Origin of the sequence: Slackia piriformis YIT 12062, from assembly GCF_000296445.1 — a bacterium.
Classification (GTDB): Bacteria; Actinomycetota; Coriobacteriia; order Coriobacteriales; family Eggerthellaceae; genus Slackia; species Slackia piriformis.
Genome location: NZ_JH815198.1, coordinates 1,109,539 through 1,135,155, shown reverse-complemented (window position 1 = coordinate 1,135,155; position 25,617 = coordinate 1,109,539). Strand labels below are relative to the sequence as shown.

Annotated in this window: 20 protein-coding genes and 5 tRNA genes; 22 read left to right on the top strand and 3 right to left on the bottom strand. The window is 57.4% G+C overall.

Features of this window, described 5'->3' with window-relative positions; translation table 11 throughout:
• Positions 1 to 45 precede the first annotated feature (45 nt).
• The 4 genes from rplU to HMPREF9451_RS05045 all read left to right on the top strand — a co-directional run bounded on the left by rplU (position 46) and on the right by HMPREF9451_RS05045 (position 5,257).
• Positions 46 to 375, top strand: coding sequence for a 50S ribosomal protein L21 (gene rplU, locus HMPREF9451_RS05060; protein ID WP_009139225.1), 330 nt, complete (start codon positions 46 to 48; stop codon positions 373 to 375).
• Between the two features lie 21 nt (positions 376 to 396).
• On the top strand, positions 397 to 654 hold the full coding sequence (rpmA, locus tag HMPREF9451_RS05055) for a 50S ribosomal protein L27 (protein ID WP_009139224.1): 258 nt from the start codon (positions 397 to 399) through the stop codon (positions 652 to 654).
• Between the two features lie 291 nt (positions 655 to 945).
• Positions 946 to 2,940: a DNA gyrase/topoisomerase IV subunit B gene (locus tag HMPREF9451_RS05050; RefSeq protein WP_040626071.1), complete on the top strand. Its 1,995-nt coding sequence runs from the start codon at positions 946 to 948 to the stop codon at positions 2,938 to 2,940.
• Between the two features lie 70 nt (positions 2,941 to 3,010).
• Positions 3,011 to 5,257, top strand: coding sequence for a DNA gyrase subunit A (locus HMPREF9451_RS05045; RefSeq protein ID WP_009139222.1), 2,247 nt, complete (start codon positions 3,011 to 3,013; stop codon positions 5,255 to 5,257).
• A gap of 92 nt (positions 5,258 to 5,349) precedes the next feature.
• Here the strand turns inward: HMPREF9451_RS05045 and HMPREF9451_RS05040 are convergent, their stop codons facing one another.
• Positions 5,350 to 6,792, bottom strand: coding sequence for a DUF2252 domain-containing protein (locus HMPREF9451_RS05040; protein WP_009139221.1), 1,443 nt, complete (start codon positions 6,790 to 6,792; stop codon positions 5,350 to 5,352).
• 165 nt (positions 6,793 to 6,957) lie between these two features.
• Here HMPREF9451_RS05040 and obgE point away from each other — a divergent pair, with 165 nt between their 5' ends.
• From obgE to mtnN, 7 genes are all read left to right on the top strand, one after another.
• Entirely contained in the window at positions 6,958 to 8,355 is a 1,398-nt protein-coding gene (obgE, locus tag HMPREF9451_RS05035; protein ID WP_009139220.1) for a GTPase ObgE, read from the top strand.
• On the top strand, positions 8,355 to 9,434 hold the full coding sequence (gene proB, locus HMPREF9451_RS05030; protein WP_009139219.1) for a glutamate 5-kinase: 1,080 nt from the start codon (positions 8,355 to 8,357) through the stop codon (positions 9,432 to 9,434). Before obgE ends, proB begins: the two co-directional genes overlap by 1 nt.
• 118 nt (positions 9,435 to 9,552) lie before the next feature.
• A complete protein-coding gene (locus HMPREF9451_RS05025) occupies positions 9,553 to 10,863 on the top strand; it encodes a glutamate-5-semialdehyde dehydrogenase (RefSeq protein WP_009139218.1) in 1,311 nt (436 codons plus the stop codon).
• 10 nt (positions 10,864 to 10,873) lie between these two features.
• Positions 10,874 to 11,572: a nicotinate-nucleotide adenylyltransferase gene (gene nadD / locus HMPREF9451_RS05020; protein WP_009139217.1), complete on the top strand. Its 699-nt coding sequence runs from the start codon at positions 10,874 to 10,876 to the stop codon at positions 11,570 to 11,572.
• An 80-nt stretch (positions 11,573 to 11,652) separates the two neighbouring features.
• Positions 11,653 to 12,276, top strand: coding sequence for a bis(5'-nucleosyl)-tetraphosphatase (symmetrical) YqeK (yqeK, locus tag HMPREF9451_RS05015; protein WP_009139216.1), 624 nt, complete (start codon positions 11,653 to 11,655; stop codon positions 12,274 to 12,276).
• Between the two features lie 94 nt (positions 12,277 to 12,370).
• Positions 12,371 to 12,763: a ribosome silencing factor gene (gene rsfS, locus HMPREF9451_RS05010; protein WP_009139215.1), complete on the top strand. Its 393-nt coding sequence runs from the start codon at positions 12,371 to 12,373 to the stop codon at positions 12,761 to 12,763.
• 3 nt (positions 12,764 to 12,766) lie between these two features.
• Positions 12,767 to 13,459 (top strand): 5'-methylthioadenosine/S-adenosylhomocysteine nucleosidase, encoded by a 693-nt coding sequence (gene mtnN, locus HMPREF9451_RS05005; protein ID WP_009139214.1) that lies wholly within the window; start codon positions 12,767 to 12,769, stop codon positions 13,457 to 13,459.
• Positions 13,460 to 13,698: 239 nt separating this feature from the next.
• On the opposite strand, the gene HMPREF9451_RS05000 is transcribed toward mtnN, so the two are convergent.
• The gene (locus tag HMPREF9451_RS05000) at positions 13,699 to 15,489 is read right to left on the bottom strand and encodes an FAD-binding protein (protein WP_009139213.1); all 1,791 of its coding nucleotides are present in this window, start codon (positions 15,487 to 15,489) and stop codon (positions 13,699 to 13,701) included.
• Positions 15,490 to 15,744: 255 nt separating this feature from the next.
• On the opposite strand from HMPREF9451_RS05000, the gene HMPREF9451_RS04995 reads away from it, so the two are divergent.
• Positions 15,745 to 16,671, top strand: a complete 927-nt coding sequence (locus HMPREF9451_RS04995; protein WP_009139212.1) for a LysR family transcriptional regulator — start codon at positions 15,745 to 15,747, stop codon at positions 16,669 to 16,671.
• Between the two features lie 239 nt (positions 16,672 to 16,910).
• Here the strand turns inward: HMPREF9451_RS04995 and HMPREF9451_RS04990 are convergent.
• Positions 16,911 to 16,986: transfer RNA gene (locus HMPREF9451_RS04990), tRNA-Arg, on the bottom strand.
• A 527-nt stretch (positions 16,987 to 17,513) separates the two neighbouring features.
• On the opposite strand from HMPREF9451_RS04990, the gene HMPREF9451_RS04985 reads away from it, so the two are divergent.
• The 10 genes from HMPREF9451_RS04985 (at position 17,514) to clpX (ending at position 25,611) form a co-directional block, all read left to right on the top strand.
• Positions 17,514 to 17,590 (top strand) — tRNA-His (locus HMPREF9451_RS04985).
• A gap of 77 nt (positions 17,591 to 17,667) precedes the next feature.
• Positions 17,668 to 17,743: transfer RNA gene (locus tag HMPREF9451_RS04980), tRNA-Lys, on the top strand.
• 307 nt (positions 17,744 to 18,050) lie between these two features.
• A tRNA-Lys gene (locus tag HMPREF9451_RS04975) sits at positions 18,051 to 18,126 on the top strand.
• Between the two features lie 189 nt (positions 18,127 to 18,315).
• Positions 18,316 to 18,534: a hypothetical protein gene (locus tag HMPREF9451_RS04970; RefSeq protein ID WP_009139211.1), complete on the top strand. Its 219-nt coding sequence runs from the start codon at positions 18,316 to 18,318 to the stop codon at positions 18,532 to 18,534.
• A 153-nt stretch (positions 18,535 to 18,687) separates the two neighbouring features.
• Entirely contained in the window at positions 18,688 to 19,626 is a 939-nt protein-coding gene (locus HMPREF9451_RS04965) for a diacylglycerol/lipid kinase family protein (RefSeq protein ID WP_009139210.1), read from the top strand.
• A complete protein-coding gene (locus HMPREF9451_RS04960) occupies positions 19,623 to 21,698 on the top strand; it encodes a Na+/H+ antiporter (protein ID WP_009139209.1) in 2,076 nt (691 codons plus the stop codon). The genes HMPREF9451_RS04965 and HMPREF9451_RS04960 overlap by 4 nt, the downstream gene beginning before the upstream one ends.
• A 160-nt stretch (positions 21,699 to 21,858) precedes the next feature.
• Positions 21,859 to 21,943, top strand: a tRNA-Leu gene (locus HMPREF9451_RS04955).
• Positions 21,944 to 22,016: 73 nt separating this feature from the next.
• The gene (gene tig, locus HMPREF9451_RS04950; RefSeq protein WP_232204092.1) at positions 22,017 to 23,435 is read left to right on the top strand and encodes a trigger factor; all 1,419 of its coding nucleotides are present in this window, start codon (positions 22,017 to 22,019) and stop codon (positions 23,433 to 23,435) included.
• A 162-nt stretch (positions 23,436 to 23,597) separates the two neighbouring features.
• On the top strand, positions 23,598 to 24,221 hold the full coding sequence (locus HMPREF9451_RS04945; protein ID WP_040626067.1) for an ATP-dependent Clp protease proteolytic subunit: 624 nt from the start codon (positions 23,598 to 23,600) through the stop codon (positions 24,219 to 24,221).
• Positions 24,222 to 24,225: 4 nt separating this feature from the next.
• Complete coding sequence (gene clpX / locus HMPREF9451_RS04940) at positions 24,226 to 25,611, top strand: ATP-dependent Clp protease ATP-binding subunit ClpX (RefSeq protein ID WP_009139206.1); 1,386 nt, start codon at positions 24,226 to 24,228, stop codon at positions 25,609 to 25,611.
• The last annotated feature ends 6 nt before the right edge of the window (positions 25,612 to 25,617 follow it).

The following is a 25,617-nucleotide window of genomic DNA, read 5'->3' as shown; positions in this document are numbered from 1 at the left end:
ATATACAATACTGCCTTGCGTTTTAACACATTCAAGGAGAATTACATGTACGCAATCGTGAAAACCGGTGGTAAGCAGTATAAGGTGGCTGCTGGCGAGTATCTTTCCGTCGAGAAGCTTGATGCTGAGGTCGGCGAGAAGGTAGAGCTCGAGGCCATCTGCGTCGTCGACGGCGGTAAGGTTGAGTTGGCTGACGCTGGCAAGACCAAAGTCGTCGCTGTCGTGCTGGACCAGTACAAAGGCGAGAAGAAACTTGTCTTCAAGTTCAAGAAGCGCAAGAACTACAAGAAGCTGCGCGGCCATCGCCAGAACCTCACTCGCATCCAGATCGAGAGCATCGGTGGCGAGACGGCCGCTGAGAAGCCGGCCAAATAGTCAAGAAGGCAGGTATAGAAAATGGCTCATAAAAAAGGTTTAGGTTCTACTCGTAATGGTCGCGACTCCCGCGCACAGCGCCTTGGCGTGAAGCGCTACGGTGGCGAGCATGTTATCGCTGGCAACATCATCGTTCGTCAGCGTGGTACTCACTTCCATCCCGGTCAGAATGTCGGCCGCGGCAAGGACGACACGCTGTTCGCTCTGTGCGAAGGCACCGTCGAGTTCACGAAGGGCGCTCGCCGCAAGGTTCATGTGCGTCCGCTCGAGGCCGAATAACAGCCTCACATTCGGAGGGGTAAATGGCTCGCCACACGGCGGGCCATTTTTTATGCATGCTGTACGGTATGTTCGATATACGAACGCATGTTTGGTGTTTTTGCTGTGCCATCGTTTCGGCATGCGGACGGTATGTGGTAAAGTCAATTACTGAACATCATTGCCGGCAGATGCTGGCTTGACTTTTCCGATGGCAATGCGGCGTTTTGCGGCATGAAGGAGCCAGGGAGGGCGGCATTGCCTGCAAGGGGCATAAGCCGCGTACAAGACACTATCATCGAAAGAACGAACATGGCAAACACCACGGCCAATTATGGCAACGACAGCATTCGTCAGCTGAAGGATGAAGAGCGCGTTCGTCTGCGCCCTGCAGTTATCTTCGGCTCTGACGGTTTGGATGGCTGCGCGCACGCCGCCTTCGAAATTCTGTCCAATTCCGTCGACGAAGCCCGCCAGGGACACGGTAATCTCATCACGCTTACCGCTTTCGCCGATGGCTCCATCCAGGTGGAAGACAACGGCCGCGGCTGCCCTCTGGATTGGAACCCCACTGAAAAACGCTTTAACTGGGAGCTCGTTTTCTGCGAGCTGTATGCAGGCGGCAAATACAACAACAACCAGGGTGGCGATTACGATTTTTCATTGGGAACCAACGGCCTTGGCTCCTGCGCCACGCAGTACGCGTCTGAATACATGGATGTCACTGTCTGGCGCGATGGAAACAAATATTCGCTTCACTTCAAGAAGGGCAAGGTGGTCGGCGCCAAGAAAAAGGCGCTGCAGATCGAGCCTGCCGACGAAAACCGAACCGGCACCACCATCAAGTGGCGTCCCGACCTTGAGGTCTTCACTTCCATTGATATTCCTGCCGACTGGTATCGCGAAACCATGCGTCGCCAGGCCGTTGTTAACGCCAACGTCACTTTTCGTTTGCGTCTCGAAGGCCCCGACGGATTTACTGAAGAGGATTTCTGCTATCCCAGGGGCATCGAGGACTATGTTCTAGAGAAGGTTGGCTCGGAGTATCTGACCGAACCCTTCTTCATCCAAGCCGACCGTCGCGGCCGCGATCGAGAGGATTTGCCCGATTACAACGTCAAAATCACCGCATGCCTGTGCTTCTCGCGTACGTTTCAGATGCAGGAGTACTACCACAACTCCTCGTGGCTCGAAAACGGCGGCTCTCCCGAGAAAGCCGCTCGCAGCGCGCTCACCAGCGCCCTTGACGCCTACATCAAGTCGCAGGACAAGTACACCAAGAACGAGACCGCCATCAAATGGCAAGACGTGCAGGATTGTCTGGTTCTGGTGACCAACTGCTTTTCCACGCAGACTTCCTACGAGAACCAGACCAAGAAGGCTATCAACAACCGTTTCATTCAGCAGGCCATGACGGCATTTTTCAAAGAGCGCCTTACGACCTACCTGATCGAGAACAAGGAAGCCGCGGGCAAGATCGTCGAGCAGGTGCTCATCAATAAGCGCTCGCGCGAGAACGCGGAGAAAACCCGCCAGAGCATCAAGACCAACCTGCAGCAGAAGACCGATATGGCTAACCGCGTGCAGAAGTTCATCGATTGCCGCTCGAAGGATAAAAGCCGTCGAGAGGTCTATATTGTAGAGGGCGATTCGGCGGCGGGCGCCATTCGCACGTCTCGCGATGCCGAGTTCCAAGGCGTCATGCCTGTTCGAGGCAAGATTCTCAACTGTCTCAAGGAAGACTATCCGCGCATTTTCAAATCCGACATCATCACGGACTTGCTGCGCGTTTTAGGCTGTGGCGTGGAAGTTAAAGACAGGCGCATGAAGAATCTGGGTACCTTCGATTTGAATAACCTGAACTGGAGCAAGGTCATCATCTGTACCGACGCCGACGTGGATGGCTACCATATTCGCACGCTCATTCTCACCATGCTCTATAGGCTTGTGCCCACGCTTATAGACGAAGGCTTCGTCTATATCGCCGAGTCTCCGCTGTATGAAATCAATTGCAAGGAGAAAACCTACTTCGCTTATACGGAGCTCGAGAAAAATAACATTCTGAAAGAGATCGGCGATCAGAAGTGTTCGATCAACCGTTCGAAGGGTCTTGGTGAAAACGATCCCGACATGATGTGGCTCACCACCATGAATCCCGAGACGCGCCGCCTGATTAAGGTGGAGCCGGAGGATGTGGCCACCATGGAGAGCATGTTCAACCTGCTGCTCGGCAACGACGACGAAGGCCGCAAGAGGCATATCGCCGAGCATGGCAAGGAATATCTCGACCAGCTCGACTTGCAATAACGACGTATAAGGGCGTTTGAACCGTTATCCGGTTCGAACGATGAACTTATCAACGCATCAAGGGGAAATCGTGGCAAAGAAAACCAAAATCGCACCGAAGAAAAAACACGTGGACAATCCCAATGTGATCGGCCTTCACTCCGAAGTGACGGAGCAGCCCATCACGCAGACGCTCGAGTCGAACTATATGCCCTACGCCATGAGCACCAATGTGTCGCGCGCGTTCCCGGAGATCGATGGTTTTAAGCCTTCGCACCGAAAGCTGCTCTACACCATGTATAAAATGGGCCTGCTGAACGGCGCACGCCAGAAGAGCGCGAATATCGTCGGTCAGACCATGAAGCTCAATCCGCACGGCGATAGCGCGATCTACGAAACCATGGTGCGTCTGGCCACGGGCAATGAAGCGCTTCTGGCGCCGTTCGTGGAGTCCAAGGGCAACTTCGGCAAGTACTATTCAGGCGATTTGAGCTATGCTGCGTCGCGTTACACCGAGGCTAAGCTGTCTCCCATCTGCGCCGAAATCTTCAAAGACATCGACAAAGGCCCGGTCGATTTCGTGGACAGCTACGATGGCGCTATGAAGGAGCCGCGCCTTCTTCCCACCACGTTTCCCAATATCTTGGTGTCTGCCAACAAGGGCATCGGCGTTGCGATGGCTTCGGATATCTGCGGCTTCAACCTTAACGAGGTATGCACGGCAACCATGCATTTTCTCGAAGACCCCGAGTGCGATTTGCTGGAATACATGCCTGCGCCCGATTTCTCCACCGGTGGAGAGATAATCTATCGCCGCGAGGAAATGGAGCGCATCTTCAACACGGGCACCGGCGGTTTTCAGATTCGCTCGCGCTGGCGCTACCTGCCCGAAGAGCGCATCATCGAGGTGTATGAGATTCCTTACACCACCAAGACCGATGTCATCATCGAGCGCATCGTGAAGCTTTCCAAAGAAGGCAAGGTGCGTGAAATCGCCGATATTCGCGACGAGACCGATCTTTCCGGCCTGCGCATCGCCATCGACTTGAAAAGGGGAACGGACCCTGAGCAGCTTATGGCGAAACTGTTCCGTTCTACTACGCTGCAGGATTCGTTCTCATGCAATTTCAACGTGCTGGTGGACGGATACCCCCGCGTCATGGGTGTGCGCGAGATTCTAAAAGAATGGGTTGCCTGGCGCGTGGAGTCCACCCGTCGCCGCATGAACTTCGACTTGGACAAAAAGACTGATCGCCTGCACCTGCTGCACGGCCTTGAGGCCATTCTGCTCGATATAGACAAGGCGATCGCGATCATTCGCGGCACGAAGCTTGAGTGCGATGTTGTTCCCAACCTCATGAAAGGTTTCGGCATAGACCAGGTCCAGGCGGAATTCGTGGCAGAGATTAAGCTGCGCAACATCAACGAGGAATACATCATCAACAGAACGAAGGATATCGAGAAGCTCGAGGGCGATATCGCCGAGCTGAATGCGATTCTTGCCAGCGAGAAGAGAATCAAAGACGTCATTCACGACGAGCTTGCCGCAGTGAACAAGAAGCACGTCATGCCGCGTAAGACCGGTCTTGTGGCGCCGTCCGAGGTCGTCGAGGTGAATCTCGAGCCCGAGGTTGAAGAATATCCCGTGACTATGATGTTATCCCGCGACGGCTACCTGAAGAAGATGACCGACCGCGTGCTGCGTGCGGCCTCGTCGCTGAAATACAAAGACGGCGATGAGCCGTTCATCGAGTTCCCGTCTTCGAACACGCACGAGCTTTTGGTGTTCACCAACCAGTGCCAGGTGTACAAGTGCAAGGTTGCCGCATTCGAAGACACCAAATCGGCCCAGCTGGGATCGTATCTACCCACCGAACTGGAGATGGATCCCGATGAAACCGTGACGTGGATCGTCGATCCTGAAGACTACAAGGCCGATGTGCTGTTCGTCTTCGAAAACGGCCGTGTAGCGCGCGTCGCGCTTTCGGGATATGCCACTAAGACCAACCGCAAGCGCCTGAAGAACGCGATGTACGGCGGCAGCAGGCTTTTGTTTGCGACCGTGCTGAAAGAGGAGCGAGAGATTGCACTGGTGTCGAGCGACTATCGCCTGATGAATTTCAACACGTCGCTCTTGAGAACCAAGACCACCAATAACACCCAGGGCGTGCGGGCGTTTGTCGCCAAAGAAGGTCGCACGGTGACCATGGTCGGCAAGGCCGAAGAGTTTTTGGGCGGGGAGGCATCGCTTGACAAGTTCCAGGTTGCAAGCCTTCCTTCGTCGGGTGTGCCTATGAAGGAAACGGACATGAAAAGCCTATTTGACCTGGATGAATAAAAGAGGCGCGGTGTGGATGCACCGCGCTTTGTTCGTATGCTGCGATGATGTCGGCCTGCTGTGCTATGGCGGGTCGGCGGCCATGGGTCGGGCTAGCGCAGAGATTCGAGAAACGCTTGATAGTCGCGCTCGTTCTGGTCGGCGTAGGATTGCGCGAAGCGTACGAGTGCGTGGTCGAAGCCGTCGCCTTTGCCCAGGTATCCGGCAATGGCGAAACGGTCGCCGGTGCGTGCATGCGCGTGGGCGAGCGTCCATCCGCAGGCGCCGGCGAGGGCTTCGAGGGCGTCCTCGCCGATTTCGTCAAGGTCGGCCGAGCCCTTGCCGTCCCAGAGCTGGCGCACGTAATAGCTGCGCGGCGTGCCGTCCTTGCCGGGAAGTTCCGTCCATCCGAGCAGCACATCGCTTGCGATTTGCATAGCCTTCTGGCCTTTTACCACGCGCTGCCCCGGGGTGTCCCCGGCATTTTTGCCCACAAAGGGCGCAAGGACCGAATCCCGGGCCTCTTTGATCTGCAGTACAAGGTGGTCTTTCTCGGCTGCTCCTTCCATCACCACGATCCATGCCTGCAGTCCCACGCTACCCACGCCGACGACCTTGCGGGCAATGTCGACACCGCGGTACTGCCCGATGAGCCTGCGCCTGTCGTCGGGGAGGTTTTTGCGATAGTGGGAAAGAAGTCGTGCCGTGATGCGCTCGCGTTCGTGCATGTCGGGGTCGGGCACGTCCATTCCGCTGTACTGCCGTACGATTTCCCGCAAAGGAACGATGAGCGGCGGCTCGTTGACGATGCGCAATTCGCCGTCGACGACCTCGGTCAGCTTCTTGATGGCGCGTGCGCTGTTTTTCGAGCGCGCCTTATCGAGCAGCTCTTCGGCTTCCTTCCGCTCCGATTTCGAGGCCTTATGCGCCATACGTTCGTAAAGCTCATCGGCGTCCATATGGGCGTACCAGACATCCAGCGTTCCCATGCGGGCGAACTCCCTCATGGCTTCCCGGTATGCTTCGGCCGCCGTCTTTACAATGGCTCGGCGCACTTTCGAATCGAAACCCCGCTCGCGACCGCATATTTCAAGGCTTGCTCCAAGACGCTTGACGTCCCATTCCCAAGGGGCGATTTCCGTTTCGTCGAAGTCTGTTATATCGAAGATGAGTTTGCGCTCGGGGGAGTGGAACAGTCCGAAATTCGCCACATGCGCGTCTCCGCAGGCCTGCACCCTAATTCCCGTAGACGGCGTACGCGCCAAATCATTCGCCATGATGACCGCTGCGCCCCTGAAGAACGCGAAAGGGGATGCCGCCATGCGTTCTTTGCGTATGGGCACGAGCTCCTGCGCGCGTCCTTCGTCTTGCTTGCTCAAAAGGTCGATCGCGTCGTTTCGACGTTCTTGAACCTGCCAGGCTTCGTGGCAGGCGTGGGGAACAAGCTCCCTCAGGGCTTTTCCACGGCGTTTGCTCTCCTTGGCAGAAACCTGCTTTTTGTAGGAAAGGGCTTTGCGGATGTCTTTGCGAACGCGCTGTTCCTGGTTTGCTTTCATGACACCTCTTGTCTTGTCGGGATTGCGGGTATGCGTCAATGATTAAGTATGACGGGTTGGTTGGCGAAGTTTTGCGCGAAATTGCATCGTTTCGATATCGTTGCTGCGCTCGGGCCTGCCCATCTCGTATAATTGCTCGGAATCACCAAACGAGAATGGACCGATATGTTCACTGATAAAGTTCATATTTACGTAAAAGGCGGCGACGGCGGTGCCGGTTGCATGAGCTTCCGCCGTGAAGCGCACGTCCCCAAAGGCGGGCCGGACGGCGGCGACGGCGGGCATGGCGGAGACGTCGTGCTCGAGGCGGACGCCTCGGTGTCTTCGCTGATCGACTATCGCTACAAGCATCACTTCAAGGCAACACGCGGCACGCACGGCAAAGGCAGCCGCATGCACGGCGCCCGCGGCGAGGACCTTGTTCTTAAGGTGCCTGTGGGAACGGTCGTACGCGAGTATTTCGAAGATACGAAGGAAACGGGAGACATCATCGCCGACCTGACGCACGATGGTGAGCGCGTCACCGTGGCTAACGGCGGCGTCGGAGGTCGCGGCAACATCCACTTCGTCACCTCGACGCGTCGTGCCCCTGCTTTTGCCGAGCTGGGCGAGCCCGCGCAGGATGGCTGGGTCGAGCTTGAAATGAAGCTCATGGCGGACGCGGCTTTGGTCGGCGTGCCTTCTGCGGGCAAGAGCTCCCTTATCGCGCGTATGAGCGCCGCTCGTCCCAAGATCGCGGATTACCCCTTCACCACGCTGGTTCCCAACCTGGGCGTGGTCAAAGGCGACGAATACAACTTCGTCGTGGCGGACGTCCCCGGCCTGATCGAGGGCGCCCATGAGGGTCGCGGTCTGGGTCATGAGTTTCTCCGCCATATCGAGCGCACGGCTCTGATTCTCCACGTCGTGGACATGACGGGCGGCTACGAAGGTCGCGATCCCGTGGAGGATTACCGCATCATCAATCGCGAGCTGGCCCTTTACGCCGACGAGCTTGCCTGCCGTCCCCGCATCGTGGTCGCGAACAAATGCGACGTCCCCGGGGTGGAGGACAACATCCGCCGCCTCGAAGAAGAGGTGCGCAAGGACGCCATCGCTGCGGCAGGCGGCAACGAGTTCGCAGACGGCGTGGAGGAAGCTTCGCGCGTCTTCAAGATCAGCGCGCTGACCGGCAAAGGCGTCGATTCGCTGATTCACGCAACGGCGAACAAGGTTCACGAGCTTCGCGAGGAGGCACGCGAAAAACAGCAGGCCGAAGTGCAGTATGACCGTATCTGGGAGCACAAGAGGGAGCAGAAAGACCGTTCGTATACGGTTCGCAAGCTCTCGGACGGCATCTTCCGCGTCGAAGGCGCGCTTATCGAGCGCATGGTCGTGCAGACCGACTGGGAAAACGAAGAAGCCCTGGCGTTTCTGCAGCACAGGTTCAACCGCATGGGGCTCGAAAAGGAGCTCATCAAGGCGGGCGCCGTCAACGGAGACGAGATTCGCATCGTCGGGCGCGCGTTCGAATTCGAAAGCGCAGACGACCGCGTGGATATTTACAAGGAGCTTGATTTCTAATGAACGCACCGCAGAAGCCGCGTACCGCCGTTATCAAGATAGGCTCTTCGACGCTGACCGATGCCGAGGGCAAAGTTGATCGCGCCTACCTGGCCGATCTGGCCCATCAGGTCAATCGTGCCCGCAAGGCGGGTTGGAACGTCATCATCGTCAGCTCGGGGTCCATTCCTTGCGGACTTGAATCGCTGGGCCTTCCCCTGAAGCGTCCGAAAGACATGCCCACGGTGCAGGCGGCTTCAAGCGTAGGTCAGCGAGCCCTTATTGCCGCGTACGACCAGGTCTTCTCGCCTTATGGCATGCTGACGTCGCTCGTGCTGCTCACCAGGCGCGATACGGCCGATCGCAACGCGTATCTGCATGCGCGCGACACATTCAAGCGCCTGCTCGAGTTGGGGGCGGTGCCTATCGTCAACGAGAACGATACCGTTTCGGTCGAGCAGATCAAATTCGGCGACAACGACACCCTGGCCGCCTTGGTCGCATGCCTTGCCGATGCCGACCGCGTCGTCATCCTGAGCGATATCGACGGTCTGTACACGGCCAATCCACAGATCGACCGCACGGCGAAACTCATCGCGCGCGTCGACCGCATCACGCCCGAGATCATGGAGGGCGCCACGGGGGCTGGAAGCGCCGTGGGAAGCGGCGGCATGATCACCAAGCTTACATCGGCCCGCGTGCTCGCAGCGGCGGGCATTCCTCTCGTCATCTGCCACGGGCGGGCCGAGGATGCGGTTGTCAGGTCTCTTGCCGAAAATCCCATCGGCACGCTGTTCACGGCGAAGGAGCGCCGTCATGAAATCACCCCGCGCAAGCTCTGGATAGCTTTGGGCGATTCGGTGAAAGGCCGCGTGGTGGTTGATTCGGGCGCCGCTTGTGCGCTTTCGGAGCACGGATCGTCGTTGCTCACCGTGGGAATTCGCCGTGTAGACGGTGAGTTTTCGGCCAACGACGTGGTGGATGTGCTCGATGAGTCGGGCTATGTCATAGCGCGTGGTCTTGTGCGCTATGATGCGGGCATGATGCGGGAAAAGGACGGCGTTGCCATCCACCGCGACGAGATGATCGTCTTCGAGTAAGGGCTTTCGAGCCGGGCATCCCGCTCGTTTTCAAGGGCGGCTGCCCATTCCCTGCTTGCTCCGGATTGCACGTTCGCATGGGGAGCGCAGGGGCGTTGTTTGGAAAGGAAGGTTCGACATGGCGGATTTGGAAACCTCGGTTCGCGCTATAGCACTTGCTGCGCGCAAGGCTTCGGCCGTGCTCGCACGTACGACGACCGACCAGCGCAATGCGGCGCTGCTCGCGATGGCTCGGGCGCTGCGCGAGCATTCCGCCGCCATCGTTGAGGCGAATGCCGAAGATATGAGGGCAGGCAGGGCCGCGGGTATGAGCGAGGGTTTGCTCGATCGTCTCGAGCTCAACGAACAGCGCGTCGAAGGCATGGCGAGCGCGCTTGAGGATCTGGCGTCGCTTTCCGATCCTGTCGGTCGCGTGCTTGAGGAGCGCACGATCGAAGGGGGCATGCTGCTGCAGCGCATAAGCGTTCCGCTCGGCGTGGTGGCCATGGTCTACGAAGCGCGCCCGAACGTGACCGCCGATGCGGCGGGAATCTGTCTCAAGGCGGGAAATGCCTGCGTGCTGCGTGGCGGCTCTCAGGCGCTGCATTCGAACATCGCGCTGACGAAGGTCTTGCGCGATGCGGCGCAAAAGGCCGGCCTTCCTGCCGATAGCATCTGCTCCATAGAAACCGCAGACCGCGCGGCAACGGATGTCCTCATGGGCCTGCACGGCCTGGTGGACGTTTTGATTCCGCGGGGCGGGGCAGGCCTCATTCGTCACTGCATCGAACACTCCAAGATCCCCGTCATAGAGACCGGCACGGGCAATTGCCATGTCTACGTGCATGAATCTGCCGATTTCGATATCGCCCGCGCCATCGTTATGAACGCCAAAACCCAGCGTACGGGTGTGTGTAACGCATGCGAGTCGCTTCTGGTGGATGAAGCGGCGGCAAAAGCGTTTCTTCCCCGGATGCTTTCGGAGCTGGCGAACGCCGGCGTTGTCGTCCATGGAGATTCCCTTGCTCGCGAGTGCGCCGCTCTTGCCGAAGAAGGCGGGTCGGCGAACGTGCTCGAGCATTTCGTCGACGCCGTGGAAGCGGACTGGGGCACGGAGTATCTCGCCCTTGAAATCAGCGTGAAGACGGTGAGCGGCGTCGAAGAGGCGGTCGAGCACATCAATCGCTACGGCACGGGCCATTCCGAATGCATCGTTGCAAACACGTCTTCCGAAGACGGGAAAAACGCCGCAGACGCCTTCGCGGCGGGCGTCGATGCTGCTGCTGTATACGTGAACGTTTCCACGCGCTTCACCGACGGGGCATGCTTCGGGCTCGGTGCCGAAATAGGCATCTCTACCCAGAAGCTGCATGTGCGCGGCCCCTTTGCACTCGAGGCCCTTACTTCGTACAAGTACGTCGTGCGCGGCGAGGGGCAGGTGCGCGGCTGACGTGTGCGAAATGCAGGAATCGCAGCGGGGGGAAAATCAGACCGGTCCGGTGGTATGCGGGCGTTTTGACGATATGGGTCGCAAAGATGCCGACCGGACATTTCGCCTTGGAATCATGGGGGGCACGTTCGACCCTGTTCATATAGGGCATCTTGCGTGCGCAGAACAGGTGCGCGACGCGTTCGGGCTCGATGGCGTCGTTTTCATGCCTGCGGGCGATCCTTGGATGAAGAAGGGCAAGGGCGTCACGGGCGCGGAGCTGCGCTACGACATGGTCCGTCTCGCCGTGGCCGACAATCCCTATTTCGACGCGAGCCGTCTGGAAATCGACCGGGCGGGGGAGACGTACACGGTCGATACGCTGCGTGTGCTGCGCGCTCATTATCCTGAGAACGTGGAGCTGTACTTTATTTCGGGGGCCGATGCCGTCTTCAATATTCTGAAGTGGCGCGATTCTGACGAAATAGGCAAGCTTGCGCGCCTTGTCGTGGTCACGCGTCCCGGATACATCCTCAACGACGCGCGCAGGCGCTATATGCGCACGCATGCCTCCATTCTCCATATGTCCTCTATCGAAGTGACCGCTCTGTCCATTTCTTCCACTGATTTGAGGGAGAAGGTGAAAGAGGGGCGCTCCATTCGTTATCTTGTTCCTCAGCCTGTGGCGGAATACATACAGCATCACGGGCTTTATACGGGAGTTTCGTGAACTGCTCGCTTCGCGCGTCGCGGCGGTTGCGCGCTGCCGATCGGCTTTGCCGCACATGCTGCATGGGAAAGGGAACGGAAATGATAGATCCAGACAGATTCGAATATATGAGAGCCCGTTTGAAAGAGCGCGTGAAGCCTTCGCGCTACATGCATTCCCTGGGTGTTTCTCAAACGGCGGAACAGCTTGCCCGCATCTACGGTGCGAACGAAAACGATGCGGCCGTCGCGGGTCTTTTGCATGATTGGGACAAGGCGTTGCCGGCGTCCGAATTGAAACGCATCGCGAAAAAACACCACCTTGCCCCGAAGACCGTGCGTAAGAACATGCCGGGGGTTTTGCACGCGCTTACTGCTCCTCGCTCCCTTCGCAAGGAATTCCCCGAGCTTTCCGACGAGGTGCTTCAGGCGATCGAGCGTCATACCTGCGGCGCTGATGATATGAGTGACCTGGACATGATCGTGTTCATAGCAGACATCATCGAGCCCGGGAGAACGTTTGCCGACGTGGCGCCTCTGCGTGCCGCGGTCGGGCAGGTTGATCTTGACGAGCTGTTCTACATGGCGTATAAATCTACGCTGATATACTTGCTCGATGCCGATATGTCCATCCATCCCGATTCGCTCGAGGTATGGAACGGCATCGTTTCGCAGCGTGCTCAACGCATGGAGGCGCGCAAGTCGCGCGTCATCGTTATCGAATAGGGCATCTGCCGCGCAGGCTTCGTGCGCCTGATGCGGCCTTCGTACCGTCGAACAAAGAATGCTGCGGCATTCTCGAAGAAAGGAACATGAATACATGGCACAAGACAAAGGCCTTAGCTCTCTTGACAAGGTGATGATCGCCGCTCGCGCCGCTGACTCCAAGAAGGCGACCGACATCCTCATCCAGGATGTGCGAGAGCTTGTCGGCATCACCGACTTCTTCGTGATCGTCACCGCCCAGAACAATCGTCAGATCTCGGCTGTGCTCGACGCCATCGAAGAGGCCGAAATCAAAGAAGCGGGCGTGAAGCCTTTCAGCGTCGAAGGCGCTCAGGAAGGTTTTTGGGCGCTGCAGGACTACGGCGATTTCGTCGTGCATGTCTTCCAGCCCGAAGGGCGCGACTACTATCGTCTCGAGGAGATCTGGAACGATGCGCCGACGATCCCGTTCGTTTCCGAGAACGAGACCGCGTCTGAGGAGGAGTAGAGAATGCCTGCTCCCATCGGCATCGTATGCGCGACCCAGAGTGAAATAGCGCCGTTCCTCAAGGCGATGGATGTCGTTTCGACCGATAAAAAGGCGATGGTCGAGATGCATCGCGGAACATTCGGCGGCTGCGATGTCGTAGCGACTTGCTGCGGCATTTGCAAGACCAATGCCGCCATGGCGGTGCAGTCGATGATTGACTCCTATGGCGTCTCCTGCGTGATCAACGCCGGCACGGCGGGCGGCATAGATCCTGTGCTCGATGTGTTCGACATCGCGGTGGGCACGTCTTTCGCGCACCACGACGTGGATGCGCAGATGATGCTCGTCGATTCGTATCCGTTCTATCCCAGCGGCGTTTTCTCCGCGGATGAGAAGCTGCTTGTTGCAGCGCGCTCGGTTGCGGAGTCTTTCGAGCGACCGGTTCATTTCGGCGCTATGGCGTCGGGCGAGCAGTTCGTAGACGACGCCAATCGTGACGGCATCGTGGCAAGGCACAATCCTATTTCTGTGGATATGGAGAGCTCTTCCATGGCGCAGGTATGCTTCGCTAACGATGTTGCGTTCATATCCGTACGAGGCGTGACCGATACTGCCGCCCATGACGGATTCGGCACCTACGAGCTCAATCGCGACCAGGCGTCCCAGGATGCCTGCGCGTTCGTCGAGCGTCTTATTGCGACGTATCGGGCGTAGAGCGTAAGTCGCATATGCGAAATGTGCGTTCGGTTTCGGGCGTCGGCTTCGGCCGATGCCCGTTTTTGCGTCCGCGCATGGTGAGGCGCCTTTATCTTTCCAGGCGGGTTCGCGTATCTGCTGGTGAAAAGCGAAACTGCAGTGCGTTTTTTACATCGATTGGGACACGGAGCCGCATGCTGGCGCAAGAAGAAGGCCGGAATCGTAGCCGGCCTTCTTCTCGGGAGGGGCGTATATGGTTATGCTTCGGTTTTGCCGTCCTGGGCCATGATGCCGCCAGCTGCCATGTAGCCGCCTACGAACGAAAGCCCCAGGTCGGCATACATGCCGGTGAGAGGCTTGCCCGCGGGGTTTCCATCGCCTGCAGAACCGCCTGCGGTATGCCAACCCGCGTACAGTCCTTCGATCGGCTTGCCTTTGACGTCTACAACCTGCATGTGCGGCGTGACGCGCAGGCCGGTCTTCGATCCGAAGACATGGCCGCCGAGCTTGGCGCCGTAGAAGGGCGGCTCGTCTATTTTGATCAGCCATTCTTTCGGATATTTGTAGCAGGTTGCGTAGTCTTCGCCGGCGTCGCACGCTGCGTTCCATTTTTCTACGTTCGAGGTCAGCATGCCGGCTTCGAGTCCGAGTTGCTGCTCCAGCTCTTCGATCGTGTCGCATTTCTTGATGGCGCCTTCGTCTACCATCATCTGGAATCCGGTATGCCAATCGCGCAGCCATTCGGGAACGCGGTCGATGTACGGGTCGTCTTCGGCGACGATCTTCGCTTTGCGGCAAATGACCTGGCCGAAGAAGTTGTCTTGAACTAGCTGGTCGAATTTGGAATCGAAGCAGCAGAATGTTACACCGCCTGGTTGGCTCATCTCAATCGCGGCGGTTTCGCACAGGCCTTCGGACGACGGCGCGGCGTCGTTGACGTAAGGGTAGCTGCGCCCGGAGGTGGAGATATATGGCACGCGCTGGCCGTCACGGTTGATGCGTAGCCAAGGCTGGCGCAGCGCCTGGTTGCCGTCTTTGTTGATGTGGCAGTCCATTTCGGTGTCGTATTCGTCGTATTCGCGCCACCAGACTCCGCCGTCGAAAGCGCCTGTGGAATCGTAGCCCGAAAGGTCCGCGCCGACTCCCTGGCCCATGCGGATGCATTCGCCGGTACCGTTGGGCGGGGTGGCGATATTGGCAATGCCCTGCAGAACGGTTGCGGAGTATTTGGCCATCATGGCGCGATTGACCTCCATGCCTCCTGCGGTCAAAACCACGGCACGCGTTGCATGGATGAATTTCTCGGTTTCGCCGTCGAGGGCTTTGACGCCCACCACTGCACCGCTGTCGGCCACCAGGGTGGTGATGGGGCAATTGACGCGGATTTCGACGCCGTTTTCACGCGCGGTGCTTTCAAGCTCCTGGAACGGGATGAGGTTGACGTTGATGCCGTTGGTGGGGGTCGACATGCCTTCCCATTCAAGCAGGCCGCAACCCGAAGGAGAAGGGTTCATGGGAACCCATTTCGCGCCTGCCTTGTCGTTCATCCAGTCGATGCATTTGGGTCCCTCTTCGGCCATGGCGCGCAAAAGCTCCGGGTCGCCGGTCATCTGCTGGCAGCTCATGACGAATTCAACGATGCCGTCGACATCGTACGGGTAACTTGGGTATGCCCACTGAGCTGCTTCGGCCTGCTTATGGCCGCCGAAGTTGGAGAAAACGGACGAATGCTTCGAATTGCCGCCGGTTTCGGGATTGCGCTCGAGCATAATCACCTCGTAGCCCGCCTGCGCGAGCCTTATGGAGGCGTTCGTGCCGCCTGCGCCGGACCCCACTACAATGATTTCGTGCTCTTCATCCCAGGAGTCGGGCACGGTTGCGGGCTCGATAGGGGCTGTTGCCTCTTCGAACGCCGCTGCTGCGCTTCCGTCCGTTCCAGACGTTGTTGGCTGTTCTGATTTCGGCGCGCAGCCGACCATCCCCGCAATGGCTCCCGCACCGCTCGCTACGACGGCCCCTTTCAGAAAGTCCCTACGATTGAGCTCCATGGTCATCCCTCCTTGTACTCGTGACGCATGGCACGGCGAACAAAGATGCTTGCCGTGGCTTCATCGTATGATTTCGTGAAAGATGCAGGCTGTAGGGTATTTTTCTTCGGTGAAGAATAATTTGCGGAGACGGTAGATTATTTGACCGCTTGCATCTTCGTCTGTGCGGTGGGTATGCTAGATGGCAATGAGGGTGATTGAGGCGTATATGCGAGCGATTCGTTGGAGGCGACGCTTGCGGCTAAGGCGGGGGAGATGGATACGCGTCATGTCGAGGAATTTCTCATTCTCTCGAAAACGTTGAACTACACAACAGCGGCTCAAGAGGCGTTCATAGCGCGTCCTACGCTTGTGGAACATATTGCCGAGCTTGAGGGGGAAATAGGGTGTGTGCTCTTTTCGAAATGCGAAGGAAAACTGTCTTTGACGCCCATTGGCAGAAGGTTTGTTCGAACGGCTTCGTTGCTGCTTGATCGGGTGGAATGCATCGTGGAAGAGTACCGCTCTCTTCCCGATAATTTTCTTTCGGTGCGTATCGCGTCCACCAATTTGCCATGGCTCGAAAGCTACGCGTATAAAGCGTGCCGCGCGTTGCGAGAGCGCTCGCCGAAAAAGATTGTTGAAATAGTGTCGGTTGCTGGTCCGTCTAGCACTGTCGATGCGTTGTTGGACGGGAGCAACGACATTGTGGTGTCGGGCTTTAAAAGCTGGAGGAAGGATTCGTCGAAGGCTCCATTTCCAGACGGAGTTTCAGGATTTAGGCTGCAGAGCGAACCCGTAATGTTGCTCATGACCGAAGGAAATCCTCTTTTTGCCAAGAAAAACCTGCAGGCGGTAGACTTGGACGGAGCGGACATCGTGCTTCCTCCCGATATTTATCGTAGCTACATACGAGATGGCGTTGCGGAGCGTCTTCGCGAGCGTGGTGCGGTTGTTACCATACGGCCTCTTTCTTTCGGAGACCATTTCGAATATTTTGCAGGTGATTTTTCGGAGTCTTTCGGAGTTGTTCCTGCGACGCTTATTCCACGGTTCGGAATAGACCGTCGAGCAGAATGTCGCGCATTCGAGCTTGAAGACTTGAGAATCTCGACGGAATTCTATGTACTCTATCGCGATGACTTCCTGGAGGATGAGACTGCGTCTCTTTTTGTGGAGGAATTGAAGGCCATGGCGAAATGAAGCCTGGGAGATTGCTGTCCTGTCCGTCTTGAATTCGTGTTCTCTCCAGCCTGCTCTTATCCACTACTTGAATGGGGCCGCAAACCGCTTTAATGCCCCCGTTTCAAAGCGCATCCAGCTTCCAGATAAGGGTGCGGTTCAGCGAGGGTTGAGAGCGCTGCGTTTTAAGGAGGCTTGCATCCTGACTTCCCGGATAATGGAAAAAAGCCGCCGGTAAACCCTGGCGGCTTTTGGTTTCATGGCGCCCCCGGCGGGATTCGAACCCACAACCATCGGATTAGAAGTCCGGTGCTCTATCCATTGAGCCACGGGGGCGAAAAGATGCCGATGCGCGAACGGGCATCGAGGCATGCCCATGCATTATAGCGGAAATACCTCTCTCGGTGCAGAAATGCTGAACGGCTTTCTCGAAGGCCGACGGGCGTGCGGGGCAGCGGGCTGCTCGCCGGTTTCTTCGGCCGATGGGGCTTCTTGATGCGCCGCATTCAATCAAGCCTATGGGATTCTTCGTTCGAGTCTTTCCGTCTTTGCTTACGAGTGAAGTCTTCTCCCCGGGGGCCTTCTGCGCAAAGAAATTGAGGTTATGAACCCTTGTGTGCTTCGGTGGGGGTTGTTGTCGGATACGAAGAGAGCAAATCCCCGTTCATATGATGCCGAGCGGCGAAACGAGTGGGATAAGGAGGGCGCTGGGGCTCATGATCGAAAATGCTTTACATTTTGGCCGAGGGAAAAGGCAGGAGGCGAGACGCGAGAAGGCGAAGGAGCGAAAGAAGCAAAAATTTGAAATAAGGTATTGCATGTGTTCGGCGACCTGTCTATAATACCAACTCGCGCACGAAATGGTGGGTATGGCCTAGTTGGTTAGGGCGCCAGATTGTGGCTCTGGAGGTCGTCGGTTCGAGTCCGATTACCCACCCCAGCGCGCTTCTGCATAAGAATGAAGCATCGAATGCAGAAGTTTCGAGTTTGACTCAGTACTTTTACATAGCTTCTTTCGGATCGTTAGCTTAGTTGGTAGAGCAGGGGACTCTTAATCCCAAGGTCCGGGGTTCGAGTCCCCGACGATCCACCATGAATTATCAGCCGGAGGTTTTCTCCGGCTTTTTCATGTTTAACGACTGGTGAAGCAAGAGGGTTCGAGCGAGCAACCGAAGCGGCGCATGGAGGTTGGGCATCCTGCACTAGCGTTTGAGGCAACGCTTCGTCGGGGCGGGCGGTTCGGGCGAGCGGCTTGCAAGATGGACTCGGTGCCTCTTGGTGTTTCTCGGGCAGAGGGTTCGAGGCGTTGGAAAAAATTCTGAAAAACAGCTTGCATTACCCATTTTGCTTGTTATAATAGCTAAGCGCTTTTCGCAAAGCACACATACATATCTTCACTTGGATCGTTAGCTTAGTTGGTAGAGCAGGGGACTCTTAATCCCAAGGTCCGGGGTTCGAGTCCCCGACGATCCACCATGATTTCTCAGGTCGGTTTTCCGGCCTTTTTTATTTCTCAAAACGGTATTCGGCAATGTTAACATCGAACGTCTGTTGTTAGAGAACGCTTGCATCCGCATACATCTTGCGTGTAGAATCGCGGTTCGCAAACGAAGATTTACTGAACAATACGGTGCGTCGATAGAGGCCGAGAAGGGCAGGCAAGCAATGAGTGAACTGATGAGGTACAAAGGTAGGCGCTCTTTGATTACCGGCGTAAGCCTTGAACCCGGTCAGATTTACAAAATCGATCCGCTCGATAGGAAATACGGGCGCAATGGATTTTGGGTCGAAGTCAGCGATGGCAAGGACAAATGCCGTTGCCCCTACGAGAACGGCGACATCTTTTTGAGCAATTGGGAAGTTGCCGAGCCTGGGACGCGATAGCGTCCCTTTTTTATGTGTCGGCCGAGATTTTGCTTTCGGTCGAGTTGTGTCTTATTTCTTTGTGGCTATCTTCGGTGCTTTTTCTCTGCTTCACACGGCGTGTTCGTATAATGACAGAATCGTAATCGGCGCAACGAAGGGGAGGGCGAACTCATGCACCATCTTGGACGAACCCTCGCCATCGTGAATCCAGCGGCTCAAAACGGCAACGGTGCGCGGGCGGCTGCTTTCTTGAAATACGCATCCGCCGTTGGCGAGACGCCTTTTCTCGAGCTCGATATTCGAACGACGAACGCATCAGGGCATGCGGCGGATCTGGCGTCATCTTCGGTCGCCTACGACACCGTTCTTGCTGTCGGAGGAGACGGGGTCATTCACGAAGTCGTTCAGGGGCTCATGAAAATCCCTCGGACCCAGCGTCCGGCTCTCGGCGTGCTTCCATGCGGAAACGGGAACGATTACGCGCGCACGCTTGGCATGAGGCTGTCGGTCTCCGAGGCCTTCCCCCAGCTCCTCACCGCCGTCAGGCGTGCGGCTGACGTGGGGATGTGCAATGGCGAATACTTCATGCAGACGTTGTCGTTCGGGCTCGATGCGGCTATCGCCCTTGGAACGCATGAACGCCGCGAGCGTACGGGGCGTCAGGGAACAAGGCTTTTTCTCGAGGAGGGCATCAATCAGCTCGTCTTCCACCGTGACGAATACGCTTGTTTGTTTTCCATTGACGAAAAAGAGCCCAGGGATGTCGGCGTCTTTCTTTTTGCCGTGCAAGTGGGCCCCACTTACGGCGGTGGGTTCAAGGTCTGCCCCGATGCCGATCCATGCGATGGGCTTCTCGATTTCTGCTTCGCCCGTCCTCCGTTGGGTTTTGCGCAGGCGGCGAAGATTTTCCTGAAGGCGAAAAAGGGAAAGCACGTCGGCTACACCGATACGCTTTCTTTCGGTCGCGCCCGCTCGCTGAGTCTTGTTTTCAACGTTCCGCCGCCAGCTCAAATAGACGGCGAGGCCCTGCATGCCGATCGCTACGATATCGCCGTCTTGCCCCGAGAGCTCGATGTTCTTTTCGCCTCCCAGGAAGGGCCCTCTTCATGACTACATTCAGCTTCATCCTTGTCCTTGCCTTGGCCGTCATCGTCTCGGCGCTGATTAACCAAGTGGTGCACGGCGTTTCGACGCCCCTGATTCAGATAGCCATAGGTGTGGCGATTTCGTTCTTCGGATTCACCGCGTCGAACTTCTCCCTCGACCCCGAGCTGTTTTTGGTGCTGTTCATCGCGCCTCTGCTCTACGACGAGGCGCGCCAGGTTGACAAGGTCGCTCTTTGGTCGAACAGGACGGTGATACTTTCGCTGGCGGTGGGCCTTGTTGTCGCCACAATCCTCGTCGTGGGGTTCATGCTCAACTTCTTGCAGCCGAGCATTCCTCTGGCCGCCGCTTTCGCCCTCGGTGCAGCGCTCGGTCCTACCGATGCGGTGGCGGTGGCTTCTTTGTCGCAGCGCGCTTCCCTGAACAAGCGGCAGGAGGTCCTTCTTTCCGGGGAATCCCTTATCAACGATGCATCGGGCGTCGTGTCGTTCCAGTTCGCCATCGCCGCGCTTACTACGGGCGCCTTTTCTCTCCTCGACGCCACGACGTCGTTTGTCGTGAGCTTTTTCGGAGGGATCGGCCTCGGCCTCGTATGCGCGGCCATTCTTGCTTTCTTCGTCTCCCGCGTTCGCGATTTCGGGCTCGAGGACACGACGTTTCACGTCCTGCTTGAGGTGTTGACGCCGTTTTTCGTGTTCCTTATCGCCGAAGAGGTGCACGTTTCGGGGATTCTGGCCGTCGTGGCGGCGGGTCTTTCCTATTCGTTTTTCAATCGAAGCATCGGCCCGAACATTGCCCGCATGAAAATCGTCTCGACAAGCGTCTGGAAGGTTCTGGCGTTCATTCTCAATGGAATCGTCTTCGTCCTGCTTGGCGTGCAGCTTCCTTACGCGATGAGCGACATGTGGGAAGAGCGTTCGGTGAGCAACCCCGAGCTCATAGCGCTCGTCTTGGCATTGAGCGCGGCGGTTATAGGCGTGCGCATGCTGTGGTTCCTTGCCTTGAATTACATCGGCCGTAAACAGCGTGCCCATAAGGAGCAGAAGAACAGTGGCGGGTCTCCCGACCAGGTGAGGCGTGTCATGAAATCGGTGAGGCTGTTTACCAAGGACTCCCTGGTCGAATCCTGCGCGCTTGCGCTAGCGGGCCCGAAGGGCGCCATCACGCTTTCGATCATGTTCACGCTGCCGTATTCCATGGGTGCGGCTACCGCGCCGTTTTCCGAGAGGGACTTTTTGATTTTTCTGGCCAGCGGCGTGATCTTGGTGACATTGCTTCTGGCTAACTTCGTCTTGCCTGTCCTTCTTCCCAAGAAGCAGGACTCGTCTGTCGATGCGAACATTCAGGCTTCCATAGAGGTTTTGCGCGGCGTCATCGAAGACCTCGCGGCGCGCCAGACGAAGGAGAACCGTCGTGCCACGCAGGCGGTCATGAAGCAGTACAACGACCGAATCGAGCGCATCAAGCAGGGAACGGGCTACGAAGAGGAGGACACGGGGCTTCATGTAGAGGCGCTCGGGTGGGAACGCGAGTTCGTGCTTGCCGCTATCGACGAGGAATCGGTCTCCGCCGTGGCGGGCTACCGCATGCTGCGGCGCATACAGCAAGAGATGGACCTTATTCGGCACGAGCGCAACATCTGGTGGCTCTTCGGCGTCTTGCGCAAGCGTGCTGCGCTGATTGCGAAGTCCGTGAAGCGCTCCATTCACGATCACCGTTTCTTCTCGGCGTGCTCGCCCGAAGACCTCGAGGTTCGCGAATTTCAGATACGCGCCTTAGAGCACGTCCTCTCTAAATTGCGTGTGTGCCTGAATGACCCGGGCTATCGCACGGAAGACGTGAGCGCCTTGATGGTAGAAATCCAAAGGGATCTTCGTCGTCTCAGGCGAATCGGCCGCGGCATAGGCACGGCCGCGCGGGTCGAGGACAAGGCCACAGAGGTTCGCAGGCTGGCGTGCTTCCTCGAGCTCGACCATATCCAGGATATGTACGAGAAGGGACGCATCAGCCGCTCAACGGCGAAGACCATGCGCGAGAACGTGCATTTGATGCAGCTTGACCTCGAAGATAAGGTGTAGGAGAAACGCAGAGGCCGAAAGCGCCGAAGAGGCTGCAATGCGGGGCGTTCGCGCCTTGCGATACGGGGAGGTTGCATGAATCCGTTCCTGTACTCCCCGCAGCGTGCTCTTTTTGCTATCATGTGCTGTTGCGTGTCCAGAAGGGCATTCTTTGCAATGTGCGGGCGTGGCGGAATTGGCAGACGCGCCAGATTTAGGTTCTGGTGGGTAATCCCGTGAAGGTTCAAGTCCTTTCGCCCGCACCATATTCGCCCGACGCGCTCAAGAGGTAACCTGTTCGCCTTTCCGGCGGACTGAGCAAGACTCAGATGGAGGATAGTGTTGAAAACGAAGGTAGAGGTTCTCGAGTCCGGTGCCACCAAGCTCACGGTGACCATCGAGGCTGCCGAGATCGACGCTCGCATCAAGAAGACCTACAAGGATTTCGGCGCGAAGTACCGTTTCCCCGGATTCCGCCCCGGCCATGTGCCCCGTCCCGTCATCGACAGCAACCTCGGCAAAGAGGCTGTTCGTTCCACGGTTACTGACGAGGTCGTGAACGAGAGCTTCCCTCTGGCCGTTGACGAGAACAACCTGTTCATGATTTCCCAGCCGAAGTTCGGCGACGTCGAAGGCCTGGTGGAAGAGGGCAAAGACTTCACCTTCTCCGCAGAATTCGAAGTCAAGCCCGAACTCGAGCTTTCCGATTACTCTCCCGTCCATGTGGAGATTCCGTTCAAGACGGCTTCCGAGCTTGAGATTGACGAGCAGATCAATTCTCTGGGCGATTATTACTTCGACTATAAGAATGCTCCTGCCAACACCAAGGTCAAGGAGAAGAGCATTGTCGAGCTGACCATGACCGTCAAAGACGACAACGGCGAGGCCATTGACGCTCTGGGCGTCGAGGACCGTATGTACGAGCTCGGCCAGGGCATGTTCCCCGCCGCTTTCGACGAGGCTCTTATCGGCATGAAGAAGGGCGAGACCAAGTCCATCACCCTCAATGTCGAAGAGAACCCCTGCATGGTTACCTCCTTCCTGAAGGAGAAGACCGAAAACGCCACGTTCGACGTCGAGATCAAGGTCGTCAAGAAGAAGGTCGCTCCCGAAATCACCGACGAGTGGGTCAAAGAGACCCTGGGCTTCGCTGACGTCGCCGAGCTGCGCGTTCGCATGGGCGAGTCCATCGAGCAGCAGAAGGGCGAGGCTATTCCTCGCATCATGGAGAACAACGCTCTCTACGCTCTTCAGGAGCGCCTGGTGGGCGAGGCTCCCGAGTCCATGGTCGAAGACGCCGAGCGCGAGCTGCTTCAGGCGTTCTTCACCCAGCTGCAGAACCAGGGCGCGACGTTTGACGCATACCTCAAGGCCCAGGACATCACTCCCGAGGACTTCAAGGAAGACGTCAAGCTTCAGGCTATCGACAACGTCAAAGAGAACCTCGCTCTTGACGCATGGGCTCGTCACGCCGGCATCGAAGTGACCGACGAGGACATCCTCGACGAATTCAAGAACAGTGGTGCTGAAGACACCGACGCGCTGTTTGCCGAGTGGAAGTCCCAGGGCCGTCTGCATATCGTTCGCGAGGGCATCATGCGCGGCAAGGCTCTTGAGGCCCTGCTCAAGGAGGCCGACATCGAAGAGGTCGAGCAGCTCGCTGAGAAGGCCGAAGAGAAGAAGCCCGCAAAAAAGGCTGCAAAGAAGTCTTCCAAGAAGGCTGAGAAGGCCGAAGAGAAGGATTCCGCTGAGGAATAGCATGACTGACGCTTCGTCGTAGCGCATCAAGGGCGCGACGTATGTTTGTACGGTAAACGTGCGATGCGCGAGAAGACGCGTTCGAAATATCGTGTTACATTAACCTGGCTCGTCTCCTTTCGAAGGGGGCGAGCCATGGTTGTATTACAGAAAGGGACCATCATGGATATACGCAATGGGTACACCATCCCTTACGTTATCGAGCAGTCGCCGCGCGGCGAGCGCTCGTACGACATTTATTCTCGCCTGCTCAACGATCGCATCGTGTTTTTGGGAAGCGCCATTGACGACGATGTGGCCAATATTGTCGTAGCTCAGCTTCTCCATCTGGAAAGTGCCGACCCAGAGAAGGACATCTCCCTCTATATCAATTCTCCCGGAGGAAGCGTTTCGGCAGGTCTTGCCATCTATGACGCCATGCAGTTCATCCGCTGCGACGTCTCCACGGTATGCTTGGGCATGGCTGCTTCCATGGGTTCGGTGCTCACCACGGCGGGAACGCCCGGCAAGCGATTCATCACGTCCAACTCTCAGATCATGATTCATCAGCCCATGGGCGGCTCGGGCGAGCGCACCCAGCAGACCGACTTCGACATTCTTGCCGAGGAGATGCGCAAGACCCGCGATCGCCTCGAAGGCATCCTTGCGAAGCATACCGGCCAGACCGTCGAAACCATCCATCGCGATTCCGAGCGCGATCACTGGCTGACCGCCGAAGAGGCCAAGGCCTACGGCCTCGTCGACGAAATCATCACCTCGCGCGCTGCAACGAAGAAGGAAGCCTAACTCGATGCGAACGAACGATACCGATTCTCCCAATATCGACCCGAAAGACACGCGCTGCATTTTTTGTGGCAAAACGGCCGACCAGGTCGGCGGCATGATCCAAAGCCCTGACGGTGTATGCATTTGCGACGAGTGCATCTCGGTCTGCTCCGACGTGCTGTCTCAGGGCGGCTACATGCAAGACGGCGCGCCGAAGTCGTACGACCAAGCGGTTGATTTCGAGCGTGAAGAGTCCGAGGAAGGCGTGCCGAGCGCCGAGCAGGTCTTGGCCTCGCTTCCTACGCCGCATGAGCTTTACGAGCGATTGAGCCAGCATGTGGTGGGTCAGGATGCGGCCAAGCGTGCGCTTTCGGTAGCGGTGTACAACCATTACAAGCGCATCAGCCTTGGCCAGAAGGCCGATGAAAGCGATGTGGAGCTCGCCAAGAGCAACATCATGCTTCTCGGTCCCACGGGCTCGGGCAAGACCCTGCTTGCGCAAACGCTTGCTCGCACGCTGCAGGTTCCCTTCGCCATCGCCGATGCCACTACGCTCACCGAAGCGGGCTATGTGGGCGAGGACGTGGAGAACATCCTGTTGAAGCTCATCACGGCGGCTGATTTCGACGTCGAACGTGCCCAGATAGGCATCATCTATATCGACGAGATCGACAAGATCGCTCGCAAGGCCGAAAACCTCTCCATCACGCGCGACGTCTCGGGCGAGGGGGTCCAGCAGGCTTTGTTGAAAATCGTCGAGGGCACCGAAGCGGCCGTGCCGCCGCAGGGCGGCCGCAAGCATCCTCAGCAGGAGCTTATCCATATCGATACGACGAACATCCTGTTCATTCTGGGCGGAGCGTTCGTCGGCCTGGCCGACATCATCGGACAGCGCGTGGGCAAGACGGGCATCGGCTTTACCAACGATATGCCCGAAAGCAAGAAGCATGCCGAAGCCGAGCTGCTTTCCAAGGTTTTGCCCGAGGACCTGAACAAGTTCGGCATGATTCCGGAATTCGTCGGCCGCATTCCGGTCGTCTGCTCCCTCGACGAGCTGACCGAAGACGACCTGGTGCATATCCTGACCGATCCGAAGAACGCATTGGTCAAGCAGTACACGCGCATGTTCGAGTTCGAAGACTCCGAGCTCGTATTCGCCGACGACGCTTTGCGCGCGATTGCCCACGAGGCGGTCGAGCACGGCACGGGCGCACGCGGTCTTCGTTCCATCTGCGAGCGCGTGCTTCAAGACGTCATGTTCGACCTGCCCGAATACGGACCGGGCACGCGTGTGGTGTTGCATGAAAGCGATATCACGGGGCAGACCAGGCCTGCCATCGAACAGCTGGCCAATGACGAGCAAGAGGGCATGGTCGATTCCAGCGATGGAATCGAAAAGGGAGAAGAATAGAGGGGG

Coding starts and splice junctions, on each gene's coding strand:
- obgE (WP_009139220.1), top strand. CDS start 6,958: ATGTTCACTGATAAAGTTCATATTTACGTAAAAGGCGGCGACGGCGGT.
- rpmA (WP_009139224.1), top strand. CDS start 397: ATGGCTCATAAAAAAGGTTTAGGTTCTACTCGTAATGGTCGCGACTCC.
- nadD (WP_009139217.1), top strand. CDS start 10,874: ATGCAGGAATCGCAGCGGGGGGAAAATCAGACCGGTCCGGTGGTATGC.
- rsfS (WP_009139215.1), top strand. CDS start 12,371: ATGGCACAAGACAAAGGCCTTAGCTCTCTTGACAAGGTGATGATCGCC.
- mtnN (WP_009139214.1), top strand. CDS start 12,767: ATGCCTGCTCCCATCGGCATCGTATGCGCGACCCAGAGTGAAATAGCG.
- yqeK (WP_009139216.1), top strand. CDS start 11,653: ATGATAGATCCAGACAGATTCGAATATATGAGAGCCCGTTTGAAAGAG.
- HMPREF9451_RS04965 (WP_009139210.1), top strand. CDS start 18,688: ATGCACCATCTTGGACGAACCCTCGCCATCGTGAATCCAGCGGCTCAA.
- HMPREF9451_RS05050 (WP_040626071.1), top strand. CDS start 946: ATGGCAAACACCACGGCCAATTATGGCAACGACAGCATTCGTCAGCTG.
- proB (WP_009139219.1), top strand. CDS start 8,355: ATGAACGCACCGCAGAAGCCGCGTACCGCCGTTATCAAGATAGGCTCT.
- HMPREF9451_RS05040 (WP_009139221.1), bottom strand. CDS start 6,792: ATGAAAGCAAACCAGGAACAGCGCGTTCGCAAAGACATCCGCAAAGCC.
- rplU (WP_009139225.1), top strand. CDS start 46: ATGTACGCAATCGTGAAAACCGGTGGTAAGCAGTATAAGGTGGCTGCT.
- HMPREF9451_RS04960 (WP_009139209.1), top strand. CDS start 19,623: ATGACTACATTCAGCTTCATCCTTGTCCTTGCCTTGGCCGTCATCGTC.
- HMPREF9451_RS05025 (WP_009139218.1), top strand. CDS start 9,553: ATGGCGGATTTGGAAACCTCGGTTCGCGCTATAGCACTTGCTGCGCGC.
- HMPREF9451_RS04970 (WP_009139211.1), top strand. CDS start 18,316: ATGAGTGAACTGATGAGGTACAAAGGTAGGCGCTCTTTGATTACCGGC.
- HMPREF9451_RS05000 (WP_009139213.1), bottom strand. CDS start 15,489: ATGGAGCTCAATCGTAGGGACTTTCTGAAAGGGGCCGTCGTAGCGAGC.
- clpX (WP_009139206.1), top strand. CDS start 24,226: ATGCGAACGAACGATACCGATTCTCCCAATATCGACCCGAAAGACACG.
- HMPREF9451_RS04945 (WP_040626067.1), top strand. CDS start 23,598: ATGGATATACGCAATGGGTACACCATCCCTTACGTTATCGAGCAGTCG.
- HMPREF9451_RS04995 (WP_009139212.1), top strand. CDS start 15,745: ATGGATACGCGTCATGTCGAGGAATTTCTCATTCTCTCGAAAACGTTG.